At 72.1% G+C, this 16,895-nt stretch carries 11 protein-coding genes; 1 reads left to right on the top strand and 10 read right to left on the bottom strand.

The annotated features are described in order from the left end of the window. Positions 1–162: 162 nt before the first annotated feature. From AB0B94_RS12710 to AB0B94_RS12690, 5 genes are all read right to left on the bottom strand, one after another. Complete coding sequence (locus tag AB0B94_RS12710) at positions 163–2,289, bottom strand: radical SAM protein (RefSeq protein WP_357275148.1); 2,127 nt, start codon at positions 2,287–2,289, stop codon at positions 163–165. Positions 2,290–2,299: 10 nt separating this feature from the next. Then, positions 2,300–3,697: a TfuA-like protein gene (locus AB0B94_RS12705; protein WP_357275128.1), complete on the bottom strand. Its 1,398-nt coding sequence runs from the start codon at positions 3,695–3,697 to the stop codon at positions 2,300–2,302. Further along, the gene (locus tag AB0B94_RS12700; RefSeq protein WP_357275119.1) at positions 3,690–4,856 is read right to left on the bottom strand and encodes a YcaO-like family protein; all 1,167 of its coding nucleotides are present in this window, start codon (positions 4,854–4,856) and stop codon (positions 3,690–3,692) included. Before AB0B94_RS12700 ends, AB0B94_RS12705 begins: the two co-directional genes overlap by 8 nt. Before the next feature lie 27 nt (positions 4,857–4,883). Then, a complete protein-coding gene (locus AB0B94_RS12695; protein WP_088948968.1) occupies positions 4,884–5,258 on the bottom strand; it encodes a class IIb bacteriocin, lactobin A/cerein 7B family in 375 nt (124 codons plus the stop codon). 147 nt (positions 5,259–5,405) lie between these two features. Then, positions 5,406–5,768, bottom strand: a complete 363-nt coding sequence (locus AB0B94_RS12690; protein ID WP_357275108.1) for a hypothetical protein — start codon at positions 5,766–5,768, stop codon at positions 5,406–5,408. A 323-nt stretch (positions 5,769–6,091) separates the two neighbouring features. On the opposite strand from AB0B94_RS12690, the gene AB0B94_RS12685 reads away from it, so the two are divergent. Further along, positions 6,092–6,871 carry a MerR family transcriptional regulator gene (locus AB0B94_RS12685; RefSeq protein WP_357275100.1) on the top strand — a complete coding sequence of 260 codons (780 nt, stop codon included), beginning with the start codon at positions 6,092–6,094 and terminating at the stop codon, positions 6,869–6,871. 8 nt (positions 6,872–6,879) lie between these two features. Here the strand turns inward: AB0B94_RS12685 and AB0B94_RS12680 are convergent, their stop codons facing one another. The 5 genes from AB0B94_RS12680 to AB0B94_RS12660 all read right to left on the bottom strand — a co-directional run bounded on the left by AB0B94_RS12680 (position 6,880) and on the right by AB0B94_RS12660 (position 16,744). Next, on the bottom strand, positions 6,880–9,912 hold the full coding sequence (locus tag AB0B94_RS12680; RefSeq protein WP_357275093.1) for an ATP-binding cassette domain-containing protein: 3,033 nt from the start codon (positions 9,910–9,912) through the stop codon (positions 6,880–6,882). Positions 9,913–9,936: 24 nt separating this feature from the next. Further along, positions 9,937–12,120 (bottom strand): NHLP family bacteriocin export ABC transporter peptidase/permease/ATPase subunit, encoded by a 2,184-nt coding sequence (locus AB0B94_RS12675; protein ID WP_357275081.1) that lies wholly within the window; start codon positions 12,118–12,120, stop codon positions 9,937–9,939. Next, positions 12,117–12,926 carry a hypothetical protein gene (locus tag AB0B94_RS12670; RefSeq protein WP_357275071.1) on the bottom strand — a complete coding sequence of 270 codons (810 nt, stop codon included), beginning with the start codon at positions 12,924–12,926 and terminating at the stop codon, positions 12,117–12,119. Before AB0B94_RS12670 ends, AB0B94_RS12675 begins: the two co-directional genes overlap by 4 nt. After that, the gene (locus AB0B94_RS12665; protein WP_357275065.1) at positions 12,923–14,386 is read right to left on the bottom strand and encodes a SagB family peptide dehydrogenase; all 1,464 of its coding nucleotides are present in this window, start codon (positions 14,384–14,386) and stop codon (positions 12,923–12,925) included. The genes AB0B94_RS12670 and AB0B94_RS12665 overlap by 4 nt, the downstream gene beginning before the upstream one ends. An 81-nt stretch (positions 14,387–14,467) precedes the next feature. Continuing rightward, positions 14,468–16,744 carry a TOMM precursor leader peptide-binding protein gene (locus tag AB0B94_RS12660; protein WP_357275055.1) on the bottom strand — a complete coding sequence of 759 codons (2,277 nt, stop codon included), beginning with the start codon at positions 16,742–16,744 and terminating at the stop codon, positions 14,468–14,470. Positions 16,745–16,895: the final 151 nt, after the last annotated feature.

The raw sequence follows: 16,895 nt of genomic DNA, 5'->3' as shown, positions 1-16,895 counted from the left end.
CGGACGCCCAGCGCACTCGGAGCCCGGCTGGTGGTCGCGCAGGACTTCCACCAGTGGCATCCGGAGCCACGCAACGCAATCGGCCCGCGTTGGGATCCGATCGGCGAGTTCCGGGATGCCGCCATCGGTGTTGGCCGACGCGTGCCCCGACCGGCGATCGGGTCACCGCGCCGGCCCGGCCGGCAGCCGATGCCGGCGGATCAGCCGCTGCCCGATGAAGGTCCGCCAGACCCGGTCCGCGACGGTCGGTTCGACGATCCAGAGCCGGCGCTGCGCCTCGGCGAGGGTGAGCGGCGCGCTGAAGAGATCCAGGAACAGCCGGCTGCTGCGGTTGAGGGCGAACACCTGACCGTCGACTCGGCGGAACAGGTGCCGGTCGGCCGGCAGGTCGCCCGGGACGCCCTCCTGCTCGTCGGAGCGGATCCGCCGGTACGCCTGCCAGACCTGCTCGTCGTCGCGGTCCACGAAGGAGCCGTTGGCGAGGAACTCGGTCTGGTCGTCGGTGTCGTGTCGTAACCGGTCGTGGGCGAGGACGCCGCGAACAGCGGTGCCGTAACGGTCGTGGTAGAAGAACGTGTGCGGGGTGTCGGTGGCGCCCAACCACGGGCGGTGGTAATGCCCGGGGTTCAGGCCGGCCTTGGCCTGGGCGACCTCGGCCTGCGCCGCCTCGGTGACCGGCTCGTCGTACTTGAGCATCCGGACGATGTCCGATCCCCGCACCGGCCGCACATTGGTGATGCCGAACCGCTCCGGCTCCTTGGCGACGATGGCGCCCGGTGTCAGCATGAAGTCGCCGAGCCCGCCGAGGGTCCACAGGTCCGGGTTGTCACGCAGGAAGTTGACGCTGTCCAGCGCCTCTTCGCGGGTCTCGGTGGGGAAACCGGTGAAGCCCATCATCTGCACACCGATGTTCGCCTTGGTCATCGCCATCATGGTGCGTCGTGCCTGTTCCGGCTTCGTGCCCTTGTCGATCAGGTCGAGGACGCGCTGGTTACCGGACTCGAAGCCGACCGAGATGGCCACGCAGCCGCTGCGCCTCAGCAAGTCGCAGCGCTCGTCCGACCAGTACTTCTCCAGTCGGATCTCGGCACCCCAACGGAAGTCCAGCCCTCGCTCGACGACCTGCTCGGCGAAGCGCAGGATGGTAGCGGGAGCGAGCACGTCGACCGAGAAGTAGATGAACTTGGCGAACTTCGACAGCTCGGTGACGTCCGCGATCATGGTGCTCACCGTGTCCTGCCGCCATGGGCTGGTGGGACCGTCGGTGTTCAGTCCGTAGTCGCAGAACGTGCACTTGTTCCAGTAGCAGCCCCGGGTCGGCGAATAGTAGACGAACCGCTCAGGGCTGAGGTAGAGATCCCAGGGCAGGCCGGAGAAGTCCGGGACCGGCACCTGCGCCAGGCGTTCGTAGCGCAGGGGCAGTTGACGCTGGCGGCCGTACTTGGGGTGCAGCCGGACATTGGGATGCCCGGCCGGCAGCGTGCCCGCCGCCACCGCGTCCAGGATCTCGGTGTACGCGCTTTCCCCCTCCCCGACCACGATCGCGTCGAAGTCGGCCAGCACCTGGAAGACGTACTCGGGTTTGCTGGCGCACTTCCAGACGTCGGAGATCTCCGTACCACCCGCGATGAGGAAGACGTCCGGGCACGCCTTCCGGACGAGTCGGGCGATCCAGAGCGCGAACGGCAACTGCCACTGGTAGGTGGCGCTGATGCCGATCACCTGGTGCCCGCCAGCGGCCAGCCGCGGAATCAGCACATCCTCGTAGTAGGGCAGGAAAGGCCGGTTGAGCCGAGCGAGCAGCGCCTCGTCGGTCAGCGCGGCCACCGAGCCGATCGAGATCATCGGCGGCGGGTGCAGCCGGAAGCCGGCGTGGAACTGCCCGGGGAACCCGACACCGCCGAGCGCGTCCATCCAGGAGATCACGCCCTCGACGGCGTCCTGGTAGTGCCGGTAGTCGTAGAACAGGGTCGGATCCTGCAGCACCCCGATCGACCGACGCAGCCGCTCCGGATCCGGGTCGGGCACGCCGAGCTGGTTCGCCCGGGCCATCAGCGCGTCCGGGCCGCTGAGATCCTCGATCGAGAGCCGGGACAGCTCCCGCCGCAGCCATTCGTACGCCGACGGGGTGTACGAGTGGTGGAACGCCTCGATGTTGGCGTCGATGATCTCCGCCGGCCGGTGCCCCTGTGCCCGGGCGTACGAATCGAGGTAGTTCAGGGAGTGGTATCCCGAGGTGGGATCGGTCAGCGGGGGGTAGATCAGTGCTGCCTTCACGGTGCCGCTCATCGACTCCTCCTCAGCCGACCCGGGCCGCTGAAACGGCCAGGGTGTCCTCCTGCGCCCGCGTGCCCACCGCGGGCAGTCGCGGGGCGCCGAACGCCTTGACGTAGGCGACAAACGGTTCGGCGGCGTACCGGAACGCCGCGAGGTCGACGAAGCCCCGGTCCCACGCCGCCGCTTCCAGCCCGTCGGCGGCACAGCCCCACAGCCTGGCGAAGCACGCGTCGACGATCTCGGTGCGGAAGTGCAGCCGGGCACCCGGGCGGCGGCGCCCCGTCGTACGCGGGACGAGCGTCTCGTTCAGCGACGCCGCGGTCGCCGCGACCTGCCGTGCCGCGGTGAGTAACGCGGGGGTACGCAGCGGTGCCGCGACCATCCACAGCGCCAGGCTGCGGTACGGCGTGGTGCCGAACGCCCGCACCAACACCCGCAGCACCGCCTCGTGGTCGTCGAGACCCCGTTCCCGGTCGGTCAGCCAGTCCCACCCGCTCGGCGGCGCACCGGTCAGCCCGCGTCGGCGGGCCACCTCGCTGGCGCGCTCCTCGACCATCGGGTCGTCGATGTCGGCCTCGGCCAGCCCGGCCAGCACCGACCGCCGGTGCCAGGTTGGCGACTCGGGATGCAGCAGCATCAGCACCGAGGCGGCCTCCCGGTCGCTGGCCCAGTGCCCGCCGACCGACTCTCCGGCGAACCGCGAGCGCCAGCTGTCGAGGAAGCGGGTGTGCAGGTTGTCGAGCGGCTGGTCGCCGGCGTGCGCCGGGCACAGCTCGGGCGCGTTGTCCGCCGCCATCGACAGCAGCAGCCGCGCGTCAGCGCTCTTGGCGTCGTAGGGGTCCCGCCGGTGCCAGGTCAGGAACCGGCCCACCAAGGCCGCGGCCTCGGGTGGCGTGGTGCGCTCCAACGCCTGGTACGACCGCCGCCGGAAGGGCAGGTCCCGGCCGATGTCCAGCAGCAGCGCAGCCTCGGTGTCGCTGAGCACGCCGGCCGCTACGGCGCGGCGCAGCGCGACCCGGATGTTCACCAGCGGGACGCTCAACGCGCGGTGGTCTTCCTCGGCGGGCCCGTGCACTACTGCCACCTCGTCGTCGCCAGTGACGATCCCGTCGCGGTAGAGCTGGAACACCTCCCCCACACCACGCATACCGAACGGCCACAGCTCGGCGGCGCGCAGCGCGCCCATACTGGCGGCGCCGGCCACCGTCACGCCGCGGTCGAGCAGGTCGAGGATCTCCCGGTGGCGGACCGGCGGGTGTTGCAGGAAGAACCCGTCGATGACGAGGACCCGGTCGCCGGGGACGACGTCCAGGCGGAGCAGGTCGCCGTGCGCGACAGGCGGCAACACCAGCGCGTCAGGCAGCAGACGACCGACCTCGTCGGCCGAAAGGCTCGGACCTATGAAGACGACGTCAGTCACGGGGCACTCCCGGTCGGGTACTGAGGGCACGCTCGTCGAACATCCGCAGGCCAGGGGCGAACACCTTGCTCACCGCAATGCCGATGTCGTCGTGCGTCAGGTCGACGCTGAACGGCTCGACGCCGGTGACCCGCTGCACCCGCGACGCCAGCTCGCGCAGCACCTGGGTCACGTCACCCGCCGGTGGCGAATCCCGGCGGACCGGCCGCACGGGCCGGTCGACGGTGGGCGGCGGCACCGGCGGTCCGCCCACGTCCTGGTACGCGGTGGCGTCGATGTCGTCCCGGGCTCCGGAGACCATGACCAGCCGCGATTGCGCTGCCTCCGCCATGGCGCGACCGACGGCGATCTCAGGGTCCACGTGGCAGCCGAAGCCGCCGAAGGTGACCGGCAGGTCCTCCGACCAGATCGAGGCGGCGTAGCAGGGTACGTCGACAGCGTTGGTGATGTCGCAGACCTCCACCCAGCAACCGGCCCGCACCAGCGCCTCGTACACAGTGCGGGTCATCAGGTTGGTGGCGGTGCCCGGGTCGGCGTAGGTGCGCTCGGCCAACGGTGAGGTGCAGTACGGGGCGATGCAGTCACGTTCGATGACCTCCAGCAGAGCGTGCAGGCTGGCCTCGGCGAAGGTGTTCCCGGTGGCCAGCCCGTTGCTGCTGGGTGTGAACAGGGCGCGGTCCCAGCCACGCCGGATGGTGAAGTCGAGTTCGATGGTGGCGCGGGGCACCAGACAGTCCGCACCGGTCACCAGCCCACGGCCAGCCACCCAGTCGAGCTCGACGGCGGGGGTCAGTGGTGACCGTTCCGCCAGGTGCAGCCACCGGACGTCGTACGGCAGGTCGAGCGCCTCGGCCGGGGACCGGACCACGGTCCCCGGCCGGAGGTTCTCGGCATGCCAGGACTCGATGCTCTCCATGACCGCGCTGACCCGGGCCTGCGTCGCCGTGGCGCCGGTGCCGACGCTCACCGCCATGGTGGCTCCCACCGGCCGGTAGGCGACGTGCACCGGCAGGCCGATCTCGTCGAGCCGGGTGATGTCGGCGACCCGGGTGATCCGGAACCGGTCGAGCAGACTCCCGATCCGCTCCCAGGTCTGCTCCACGGTGGCCGTCCGGTAGGTGCCGGATCGGAACGCGATGGTCTCGGTCATGTCAGTCATCGAGGCTCCCGGCGGGGGGTGGGGAACTCAGAGGATGAGGACGGCGATGATGTTGACGTTGTTGTCGGCGATCGGGGCCACACCGCCGGCGACCGTCTCCAGCTCGGCCTCGGTCAGCTCGTTGAGGTCGACCAGCGGCACCTCGGGCACGTGCAGCACGTGCAGGCCGGGCGTGCCGGCCCAGTCGGCGACGACCTGATCCTTGGTGTAGAGCGTGGCGGGCTGGGCGCGGTCGACCTCGACCCGGGCGCCGGGGGCGACCGGCAGGCCGGCTGCCGTCGCGTAGCCGGTCGGGTCGGCGAGCAGGCGCTGCAGTTCCTCGTCGCTGCGCCACACCGCGGTGACCAGTTCCGAGTACTTGGTCACGAACCTCGCGCCATATTCCTGTTCGTCGTTGCTCATCGTTCGGTCCTTTCCTCGGGGGTCGGTGCAAGACGGGGGTGATCGCCGTGGCGAGAACGCTACGAAAATTGAGGTTCGACAATCAATGATTCCGTCTGGCTGCCATCAGAATCTGCCGCGCCAGCTAATGGGCGGCTGACTTCGGTGTCAGGTGCAGCAGCACGGGCAGCAGCAGGCGCAACTGGGATCCAGACCAGCGACGACGCTGTCCAGTTCGTCCTCGGCCAGTTCCGCCTGAGCCACCGGCAGCAGCGACGGCACGAAGAGCACGAAAGTGCCGGTGGTGCCCGCCTGCTGCCACGACTCGACCTGCGCCTCCAGATCCGGATCGGCGTCGGCGACGTCCCGGACCACCCGGACCTGCACGTCCTCGGACAGTTGGAGCCCGTAGCCGGCGAGGAACCCGCGCGGGTCCCGGTCGAGCGCCTGCTCCTTGGCCGGGTCGGCCCAGACTTCGGCGACCAGTCGGCTGTACGCGGCCACGAAGACCGCTCGATCGACAGGTGTCACACCCTGCTCCCTTCGATGGTCGGCCGCCGGCGGCGGCGACAGGCAGCGCGGGGAGTTCCGGGCCACCGGTTTCGCTTCATCGTGGGTCACCGGTGGATCCGGTCCGCCCGGCGAGCGGGAATTTCATCGAATGTGGCCGCGAAAAGGTCGCGCTGCGGCGAAAGCCGGGTAATTGGGAATCAGCGACTTGCGGCGGACCGCGATTTTAATCAGTTTCACCACTGTGGACAAGTAGCAATTCCCCGCCTGTCACCCGCCCGGTCCGCACACCTACGCTGCGATCGGCGGACCGTTCAGCGTGACAGCGGTTCGACGGGGTTGCCGTGTTCCGCCACCGAGTGCTGCCGGAGGCCACCGTGACCATCGACGAGGTGACGACGACGCCCGGTGCCCCGGTCGGGTACAGCGTGGACGAGCTCGCGCGCAAGGTGGGGATGTCGCCGCGCAACATCCGAGCCCACCAGGCCCGGCGGCTGCTGCCCCCGCCGGTGCGGCGCGGTCGGGCCGCGCTCTACGACGACTCCCACGTCCGCCGACTGGACGCGATCCTCGCCCTGCAACGACAGGGTTTCAACCTGGTGTCCATCGAGGCGATGCTCGGGGTCCGGGCCAGTGACGAGGCGCCCGACGGGCTCACCGCGATGCTGCAACGCCTGACCGCCGACCGTCCGGCGCTGGCCCACGCGCTGACCCGCCACGGCGTGATCGGCCGGACCACCGACGGCACCGTCCGCACCGTCCGGCCACGCCCGCTGCGCGCCGCCCTGGACCTGCATCGGGTACGAGTGGGCACGGTGCCGGCACTGCAGACCCTCAGCGAGGTGCTGGACAGCCTCCGGCCGGTGGCTGACGAGCTGGTCGCCGCCGTCACCGCCCGGCTGCTGACCCTCGCTCCGGAGCTGGTACGCAGCGGCGCCCGGTCGTCCTGGGCCGAGCTCGACCGGGAAACCCTGTTGCTGACCCAGGGCGTGGTCAACGTGCTCACCGAGGCGTTCCGGCTCGCCGTGGAGAACCAGTCGGAGGCGCACATCGCCGAACTGCTGGAGAACCACCTGGACGCGGACGTGTGCCTGGAGGACAGCACTGTCATCGACAACGGGTGACCGGGTCGTCAGCCGGCCGCGGGCTGCCCGTGCGCCTGTCGGCTCTCCGGCACGGTGTCGGACCGTTCCGGTTCGGTGAGCAGTTGCCGCCGCGCCAACCGGTGGAACAACCCGTCGGTGTCGTCCATCAACTCGTCGAAGCTGCCCCGCTGGACGATCCGCCCTGCCTCAAGGACCACGATGGTGTCCGCCGCACGGACCGTGGACAGCCGGTGGGCGATGACCACCCGGGTCGCGGCCAGGGCCGCGGTGCTGCGGCTGACCACCTCCTGCGTCCGGTTGTCCAGAGCGCTCGTCGCCTCGTCGAGGAAGATGATCCGGGGTAGCGGGGCCAGCGCGCGGGCGATCAGCACCCGCTGCCGCTGTCCGACGGAGAGCGTCCCGCCGCCGAACGGCACCATCGTGCTCATCCCCATCGGCAGCGCCTCCAGGTCATCGGCGAGGCCGGCCATCCGCGCCGCCTCCCAGACCTGGTCCAGTGGAAAGCTGCCGGCGCCGCAGATGTTGTCGCGGATCGAGCCGGCGAAGAGCTGACCATCCTGCAGGACCACTCCGCACTGCCGGCGGACCGCGTGTACGTCAAGTTCGGAGAGGTCCTGGCCGTCGTAGAGCACTGCGCCCTGCTGCTGGCGTTCAAAGCCGAGCAGCATCCGCAGCAGTGTGGACTTCCCGCAGCCGCTCGGTCCGACGATGGCGACGAACTCACCCGGGCGGACGTGCAGGTCGATGTCGACGAGCACCGGCGGCTCGTCCGGCTGGTAGGCGAAGGTGAGCCGGTGCAGCGCGATCTCGCCGCGCAGCTCCCCCGGGTCCACCCGGTCCGGCCGCGCCTCGGGGTCGGCGCGCAGGATTTCCCGCAGGCTGCCCAGCCGGGGCACCGCCGCGATCACTTCGACCCCGGCCGACACCAGCACCAGCAGCGCGCCCAGTAGCATCGCGAAACCGACGTTGAGGATGAAGAAGTCGGCCGGTGCGACCCGACCGGCCATCGGCCCCATCAGCACGGCGAACAGGACCAGTTGGCCGGCGACCGGCAGCACGGTGCCGAAGGCGACCAGGCCCGCCTGACTCTGCCGGACCCGTTGCAGCGCCGCTCGGGCCGTCGCGGCGACCTCCGACCAGCGCGCGTGGGCACGGGTTTCGGCGGCCGCCAGTTTAATCTTGACGATGCCGCCGAGCAGTTGGTTGGTCATCGCAGCCGCCCGGTGCTCGGCCGGCAGCGCGGCCCGTTGCTGACTGACGATCAGCCCGGCGAACGCGCCGAAGGTCAACATGGTGACGACGACGATCCCCACTCCCCACAGCCCGAGCACGGGCTCGACCACCAGGAGCATGCCGAGGGTCACCGCGACCGTCGCGGCCGCCGAGACGAGCTGCGGCAACAGCGCGCTCAGCGCCTCACCGACGAACGAGATCCCCAACATCGAGTTGGCGATCTCCCCGCTGCTGCGACCGGCGAAGAACCGGGCCGGCAACCGCATCAGGCGATCCCAGATCGCCAGCTGCGCGCCGGACTGCATCCGGCCGTCCAACCGCAGCAGACGCAGGTTCTGCACCACCCCCACCAGACCCGCGACCACGGCGGCGCTGAGCATCAGCGCGAGGAAACCGCCAAGGCCGTTCACCTCGCCCTGCCGGGCCAGTTGGCCGAGCACCTCGCCGGTGGCCAGCGGCACGCCCAGGCCCAGCAGTGCCACGCAGGTGGCGGCGAACAGCAGCCCCCGCACGTCGCGGGACGCACCGACCAGCCCGGCCCGCAGCAGGTGGCGCATCCGAGCGGTAGGCGGCAGCGGCGCCTGCACCTCGGTCGCCTCGGCAGCGAACGTCGCGGCCACTGTCGCGTCGATCGGACCGTACGCCCGGGTGTCCGGGTCGACGTGGTGGTAGCGGCCTCGACGGAACACCAGCGGCACCGCGACGGCGCGCTCCGGACCATCGCCGGCCCGCCACCCCACCAGTGGCCCCAGGTCCCGCCGCCACCAGCGGTCGGGCAGCCGCACCTCACGCAGGAAGAGGCTGGACGCCCGGGTCACCGCGTGCACCGCCGCCCGGTCGTCCAACGGCGCGCGGCTGCGGTCGGCCGGCTCGTTGATCGGGCTGCCCATCCCCTCGGTGACCACCCGGACCACCGAGGCCGCCCGCCCGTACCGGTCGAAGCCGGGCTCGCCGTCGGGAACCGCAACCGCACCGCCCGCGCCGATCACCCCGATCGACCGTCGGGCCGCCGCGGCGAGCACCGCCGCGTCGGTCTCCCGGCGCCGCTGTACGGCGCTCAGCAACGCCGCGTCAGCCTCCTCGATCCGGGTCTCCACCATCCGCAGCAGCCGGGCCACATGCTGGTCGACGGCCGACCGGAGCTGATCGTTGACCAGCAGGTCCCAGCTACCGTGGCTCTCCACAGCGCACGGCGACTCGGCCACCACCCAGTCCCGCTCGGCGACCAGCAGCAGCTCCCGCTCCCCCGACATCTCCGCCGGGCCACCGTCGTTGCGTCGCAGTTGTCCACCGGCGCTGCGCAGCCACCACGCGCCGCCGGTGGAGGTGAGGGCGCTCCCCTGCACCAGCGAAATGATCTCGCGTCCGCGCAGGGTGGACGCCTCCCGGGGCGCCTGCCCGCGGCGCAGCGCGTCGGCGACGGTGACCAGCACCAGGTCAAGCGCCGCCACCAGCTCCGTCGCGGCAGTCCGTGCCCGCAGCGACGCCCCGTCGTCCGCCACACGGCCGAGCCGAACATGCCGCTCCAGCAGGGACAGGTGACGCCGGGACAGCCCGCGCAGCTCCGTACCGGGCAGCGGCACCAGGATCAACTGCCACGCACCGATCGCGGTGGACGTCGGCACCAGGCCACCCGCAGGCAGCCGGGCCACATGGTGACGACGCGAGGGGCTCATCCCGGCCCGGCGCACCGCGAACAGGTCGGCCTCGCCTCCGGTCACCAGCCAACTGGCCGCCGGGCCGTCCAGGCGACAGACCTGGCGTACGCCGTCCGAGCAGAAGTCGATCAGGCCGCCGGCCGGGGCATCCTCCACCGCGCCACTCATCAGCGTCTCCTCGGATCGTCGTGGTCAGTGGTCCCGGACCAGGCGCGCGTACGCCCCGTCCCGGGCGACGAGCTGCTCGTGGGTGCCGCGCTCCACCTCCCGGCCGCCGTCCAGCACGACGATCAGGTCGCAGTCGCGGACGGTGGACAGGCGGTGGGCCACGATCAGGCAGGTGGCCCCGCGCCGGCGCAGGTGCCTGTCGATCCGACGTTCGGTCTCGGCGTCCAACGCGCTGGTGGCCTCGTCCAGCACCAACACCCGGGGGTTGCGCACGAGCGCTCGGGCGATCTCCAGCCGCTGCCGCTGCCCACCGGAGAAGTTGCGGGCGTTCTCCCGCACCACGCTGCCGAGGCCACCCGGACGGGCCGCGACCTCGTCGTAGAGGCATGCGTCGGTCAGCGCTCCGACGACGTCCTCGTCGGCGACGGTGAGGTCCCACATGGTGACGTTGTCCCGGACCGTCCCCTCGAACAGCCGTTGGTCCTGGTCCACCATGGCGACGGTGGCCGCCCAGAGCCCGTCGTCGGCTGCGGCCCGCTCAAGCCCGTCCACTGTGACCTGTCCGGTCCAGGGACGGTAGAGCCCGGCGACCAGCCGGCCGACGGTCGACTTGCCACTGCCCGACCGACCGACCAGGGCCACCCGGGCGCCCGGCGGCAGGTCAAGGCTGAAGTTCTCCAGCAGTGGCCGGCCCAACGGGTTGTAGCCGAAGGTGACCTCCTCGATGCGCAGGTGCCCCTGAATCGGCGTCACCGGACGGGAGGATCGGTGCTGGGCCGACGGCAACGGGTACCGCTCCACGTCCCGCAGCCGGTTGAGGTCGGCGCTCATGTCCTGCAACCGCGAGCCCAGCGCGGTCAGGTTGCCCAGCGGGCGGTTCATCGCGACGGCCAGGCTCTGCATGCCGACCAGCACGCCGACGCTCATCGCCTCCGCCACGACCTGCCGGCTACCCAACCACAGCAGCACCCCGGTGGTCCCTGAGGCGAGGAGCGCCGGCAGGACGGAGAGCACCGCGGTGGGCACCCCCAGCCGCTGCTGACGGCTGGCGACGGTGGCGTGGCGCGCCGCGAACCGGGCCACCGCGCGTTCCTCCTCACCGCCGGCCTTCACCGTCTCGATCATTTGGACGGTGGTGTACACAGTTGTCACCAGCTTGCTGCGGTCCGCCTGAAGACCGGCGACAGCGGTGGACCGGGTCGAGGCGACATAGCGCAGCACGCTGACGTTCAGCCCGGCGAGGAGCACCGCGCACAGTCCGAGCAGCAGGTCGTAATGGCAGAGCAGAGCCCCGTACGCCAGCACGAGGCCGGTGTCCACCACCGTGGTGGCCGTCCGGCGGGTGAGCACCTCGGCGACCACCTCGTTGCCGCGGACCCGCTGGCCGAGGTCGGCGGCCTGCCGCTGGTCGAAGAAGGTCGGCGGCAGCCGCAGCAAGTGTCGGAAGAACCTGGCGGCGCTGGCGAGGGCGAGCGCGGTCTCCGCGCGTACCGTCAGGCGTTGCTGAAGCAGGCTGGCCAGGAAGGTGAGCACGGTGGCGACCGCCACCGCCGCCACCAGACCGGCGAACGCGGCCTGGTCCTCCTGCAACAGCACCCGGTCGACGAAGACCTTGGCCATCACCGGAATGGTCAGACCGACCACGGCGATCAGCAGGCCGAGCAGCAACATCTGCGCGATCGCCGAGCCCGGGCCGCGCCACCGCTCGGCCAGCGCCCGCACCAGCCGGTAGCGGGTGCCGCCGGGCCGGAACTCCGGGCCGGGCTCCATGGTGAGCACGATGCCGGTGAAGGCCCCGTCGAACTCCTCCCAGCTCACCGCACGGGGACCGGTGGCCGGGTCGTTGATGAAGACCTTGCGCCCGAGCCCTTCCAGCACCACGAAGTGCTCGAACCGCCAGAACAGCACCGCCGGCAGCGCCACGGTGGCCAGGCCGGCCAGGTCCATCTGGAAACCCTTGGCCACCATGCCGTAGCGGCGGGCGCCCTTGAGCACGGTGGCCGCGGTGGAGCCGTCCCTGCTCACTCCGCACACCCGGCGCAGCTCCTCAAGGGGCACGTGCCGACCGTGGTGCGCGAGCAGGATTCCCAGCGCTGCGGCGCCGCACTCCACCGCCTCCATCTGGATCAGGGTGGGCGTACGGACCCGTCGACGCCGGATCCTGGGCAGTTCCGGCGCGCCGCCGACGGCGGTCGTCGGCGCGCTCATCGCCGCAGCAACCAGTCGATCGGGTGTTCCCGGTCCACCGTGAACCAGGCGGTGACCTCGCTGGCCGAGTTGAGCTGGAACGGTGGCGGAGACCTGGTCCAGCGCAGGCCGCCCGGGGCGGCAGGGTCGGGCTCCAGGGCGACAGTCACCCGCACCACGCTGCCGCGGGCGAGCAGTCGCCGGACGTCCGGCCCGGTGCCCAGGAAGGCGCGCAGCGACGCCTCGGTCTCCGGGAACGCGCCGACTGTGGTCACCTGGCCGGCCAGGGTGCCGAACACGTTGCGCGGCGCTGCCGCGGCGGCCACCTCGACGGACACGCCGGGTTGCAGCAGCGGGGCGGCGACGGCGGGGGCGTAGACGACTGCCTGCAACGCGTCCCCCGCGGCGTCGAGCCGTTCCAGGTCGGCCAGGTGGGTGCCCGGGGTGACGATCTCGCCCTCCGAGACCAGCCAGGCGACGACGTACGCGTCACCCGGCGCGGTCTCCACCCGTACCTTGCCGTCTGTCGTGCGAAGGCTGTAGAGGGGGGTTCCCTTCGGCACCCGCTGGTGCGGTGACGCCCACACCTTGGTGACCTGGCCGCTGTCGAGCGCGTCGAGAGCCGAGATCCCGTTCGAGTGGATCAGCACCCCGGCAGCCTCGACGGTCCGGGGCACCACAGTGCGCACCGACCACACACCTGCGGCGACGACGACGATGACCAGCGCGGTGGTCGCCAGCCAGTTCGGCACTGTGGTCAGCCGGACCGCCCGGTCCAGTTGCTCGGGCGCCTCCAACTGGCGCAGCGCCTGCCGCCGGAACTTCATGGCCGGGCCTCCGCTGCGGCCGGACCGGCGGCGCGGCGCGAGCCGAGCAGGAAGTCGGCCACGCTCGGCTCGACCAGCGGGTCGAGCCCGGACAGTTCGGCGAAGGCCTGCGAGTCCCCGGCGCCGAGGGCGCACGGCGCCAACCCCATGGCGGTGGCGACGAGGTACATCTGCTGGGTCAGCACACCCGCGTCCTTGAGAATCATGGCGTAGCTCATCCCTTCGTACTTCCACATGAGCCGCTGGACCCGGGCGGTGACCACCAGGACCGTCTGCGGCGGCCGAGGCAGAGCGCCGGCCGCCCGGGCGTACGCCAGCAGTCGGTCCGCGGCCGGTCCCCAACCGGCGACCGGTTCCAGCCGGTGCCCGACGGCGTCGTAGTGGTACAGCCCGGGGTCGAGCCCGACGCAGCGCGCGACCAGTGGGTAGATCTCCAGCTCGTAGACGCCGCCGCCGCCCGGGTAGGGCCGGTGGCCGATCTCCTGCCCGCCGGCCTCGCCGACGGCGCTGGTGTGCTGCGACCGGTGCAGGAACTCCGCCAGCCGCTCCAGCGGCAGCGGCGCGGCGTCGTCGTGTTCGCGCACGCTGCGCCGGTCCGAGACGACCTGGCCGAACGCGGGATCCGCCTTGGCGATCGTCGCCAGGTCCGGCAGTGGCAGGTCCACCGCCCGGCCCGCGTCGTACGGGCGGCGCAGCGGTTGCGGGGCGAAGCTCCCCCGCATCCGGTAGGTGCCGCCCACCGGCAGCGCGTGTCGCCCGGCCCGGGACCGATGATGCAGCCGTAGCTCCTCCGGTGACCAGTAGGCCAGCGGCGCCTCGTCGCACTCCGCCTCGAACTCGGCGTCGGTGACCAGGATCCGGGCGGTGGCCAGCTCGTCGAGCACCCGTCCGGCGACTTCCGGCGGCACGCCGAGCGTGCGGGCCACCGCCTCGGGTCCGACGCCCGGCGCGGAGGCGGCCAGTACCGCGCCGAGGGCGGCGTCGGCGCAGCCGACAACGAGGGTGCTCAGTGGTGATGCGGCCACCAGCATGCCCCGTTCGTGCTGGAGGGCGGCGAAGCGGGAGAGCCGGTAGCGGACCCCGGGGGTGTGCAGGCGACTCTCCGGCAGACTGCCTCGCCCCAGGCCGGTGGGCACCAGGTCGAGCAGTGCCCGATCGTCGACCTGGACGCGCCGCTCCAGCCAGGAGTGGGCGAGCAGCCGGCGCAGCAGCAACTGCGCGGGCAACACCCGGTTCTCCCCCTCCAGGCCGCTGATCAGCCGGCCGACCTCGACGTCGTTGACCCAGTCGGCGGCGAGCCGCAGCAGCAGCGCCCGCCGGCCCATGCCAGGTTGCTCCAGGGTGAGCTGGAAGCGGGTCTGCCGCAGCGTCAGCGAGCCGTCCTCGCCGAGCCGCAGCTCCGCGTCACGGCGCAGTCGGTACGACTCCTGCATCGGCGGACCGCCGACGGAGCCGCTCACGACGACCGCCGACCGACCGGGTCCACCACGGTGGTCATCCCCACATCCTTCCCACGGTCCCGGTGCCCCCGGGAGCGCCGGCTAGAAGAAGACGTTCAGCGGATTGGCCGACATCTCGTCGACCGCCAGCGGGTCCCGACCGAGCCGGGCCGGCACGTCCCACAGTCGACCGGGACCGAGCCGGCGCCAGAAGTGCCGCAGGCCCGGCACGACGACCTTCACCACCGCCAGGTCGACATCCGGACGGGACTGGTCGACGACGATCACCTCCAGGCCGGCCCGTTGGGCCCGGTGTACGCAACGGCGCACGTCGTCCCCGACGTCGCCGGTGGTCAGTGGCGGGTGGTCAGTGGCGGTGCGCGGCGGCCGGGTGGGGTCCGGGGTCAGCCAGGGCTGAGCGGCCACCCGCACGGTGCCGAACCAGCGCGCCGTGTCCGGGTCGTCGACCCCGTACCGGTTGCCGGCGGAGGTGGGACCGGCGACGGCGGGCAGGAACTGGTTCACCTCGGTGAGCGCCCGGGTCAGCGCGACCCGCGCGTCCAGGTGCGCGCCGAAACCGACCAGGACGTCCTCCGGCCCCCGGTCGACCCGCCGGGACACCGCCGCGAACGTGGGCACACCCAGGTCGGCGGTCAGGTCGAGGGCCCACAGTTCACGGCCCAGCGCGGTGGCGTGATGGTCGACGCAGGCGGACGTCCACGGCTCGCCGAACGAGGCGAGGTCCACCCCCGGCATCCGGGACCGGTGGTACCACCACAGGGCCACGCTGTCGCGCTCCACGAGTTCGCAGAAGCCCTGCAGGATCGCCTCGGACAGGTTGCCGCCGGCCGCGCAGCCGTTCGAGTCGGCCGAACACACCCCGAGCCCGGTCAGCTCCGGATGCCCGTACCAGCAGTGTGCGGCGGGCAGCTCACGCGGTGTCTGCCGGGTCAGTGACCAGCCCGTGGTCCAGTCCAGCTCCACCTCGTCGGGCAGCGGGCGGGGAATGCGGTGCAGGTGGCCCAGGTCGCGGTTGAGCCGGTGCCGGTCGGCGTACTGGCGTTCCGAGAAGAGCAGCAGCTCCCGCAGGTGTACCGCGCGGTCCGGACCGAGCTGCCGGTAGCTCGCCCGGTGGACCGGGCGGTCGCCGCGCCACACCCCGCAGTAGCGTTCCACCGCCTCCCCGACCGCGCTCATCCGGGCCTGCAGGTCGGTCCGGCCCTTGCCGCCGCTCTGCCCGCGCAGATTGCGGCGCAGCGCGGCGACCTGGCGGGGCTGGGCGAAGTTGTGCCCGGCCGAGTACGTGTGGGTGACGCCGTTGTCGGTCGCCTCCAGCGGGGTCAGCCGGCTCACCACGCCCAGATACCGGCTGACATGGTGGACGAGCGAGGCGTACGCCTCGGCGGGTTCCCGGATGCGGGAGTCGCCGGCCCGACTGGGCTGGCTGCCGCTGGGTGGCAGGTCGATCCGGGTCTCGGCCTTGCGGACGAGGTCCGGGTCACCGCAGGCGGGGCACTGCGGCTGTCGTACCAGTTGGTGGCTCTCCGTGCTCAGGTCCCTGGTGTCCAGGGCGACCATCCGGCCGGTGAGGCGGGGAGACGCGCCCCGGACGGCGAGCACGGCGAGCTCCGCGGCCAGCAGCCCGGCCGCCATGGTGGCCAGTCCGGGCAGGACCGCGTGACCGGGCTGCGGCAGCGGACCGGCCAGGTCCTGCCCGTCGAGGAAGGCATTCACCTGATCGTTCTCCTGCCAGCGTTGGCGCAGGCAGACCCAGCAGCCGGTGCGACCCGGCACGAGGTGTGGGCCGAGGAAGACGACGTTGCCGTGTGGCCGGGCCAGCGTCCACGCGCGACCGGCGGCCAGGTGGCGGTCGTTGAGCAAGGCCAGCCGGGGGTCGAGCATCGACGACGGCAGCACCAGCACCTGGGCGGTGCCCGGGTCGGGGTCCGGTGCGTCCGGCCCGACCACTGTCGGGGCGAGCCCGAGGGCGCGCAGCGCGTCGGCGGTCTCGGCCACCCGGGGCGCCCCCAGGTCCACGATGGTGACGGCTCCCCCGGCCATCCACCGCCGCCCGGCATCAGGCGGGACACCCCGGGCGTCCCAGCCGGCAGCCTCGGCTGGCGAGGTGTGCGCCGGACCGGACACCAGAAGGCCGTGGTCGCGCAGCCGGGCCAGGGCCGCGGCGACGGCGGCGACCGGGTGTCGGGTGGCCAGCCGGGCCACCACGTCGGCCAACGGGGCGGCACCGTCGAGCTGGTCGGCCAGGTCCGCGGCGACCGGGTCGTCGATGAGCAGGCTGCGGGTCTCCCCCAGCACCACGAGCGGACCGTCGGGCAGCCGCACCGGCACGTAGTCCGATCGGAAGCGCGGACGCCACATGGGTTCCTCCCGAGCTTCGTGGTCGGACCGCGGTACCGCCGGCCCCGCCGGCGATCACGGCTGCTGTCATCGTCGCGGTCCGGTGGTGTCCGATCCGAGTGATGCCACCGGTTTCTGCCGTCGCCGACGCCGAGGACGCTCGGCGGCAGGG

It is taken from the genome of Micromonospora sp. NPDC048986, assembly GCF_040649335.1.
Taxonomy (GTDB): Bacteria; Actinomycetota; Actinomycetes; order Mycobacteriales; family Micromonosporaceae; genus Micromonospora; species Micromonospora alfalfae.
This window is presented reverse-complemented; position numbering and strand designations above follow the sequence as displayed.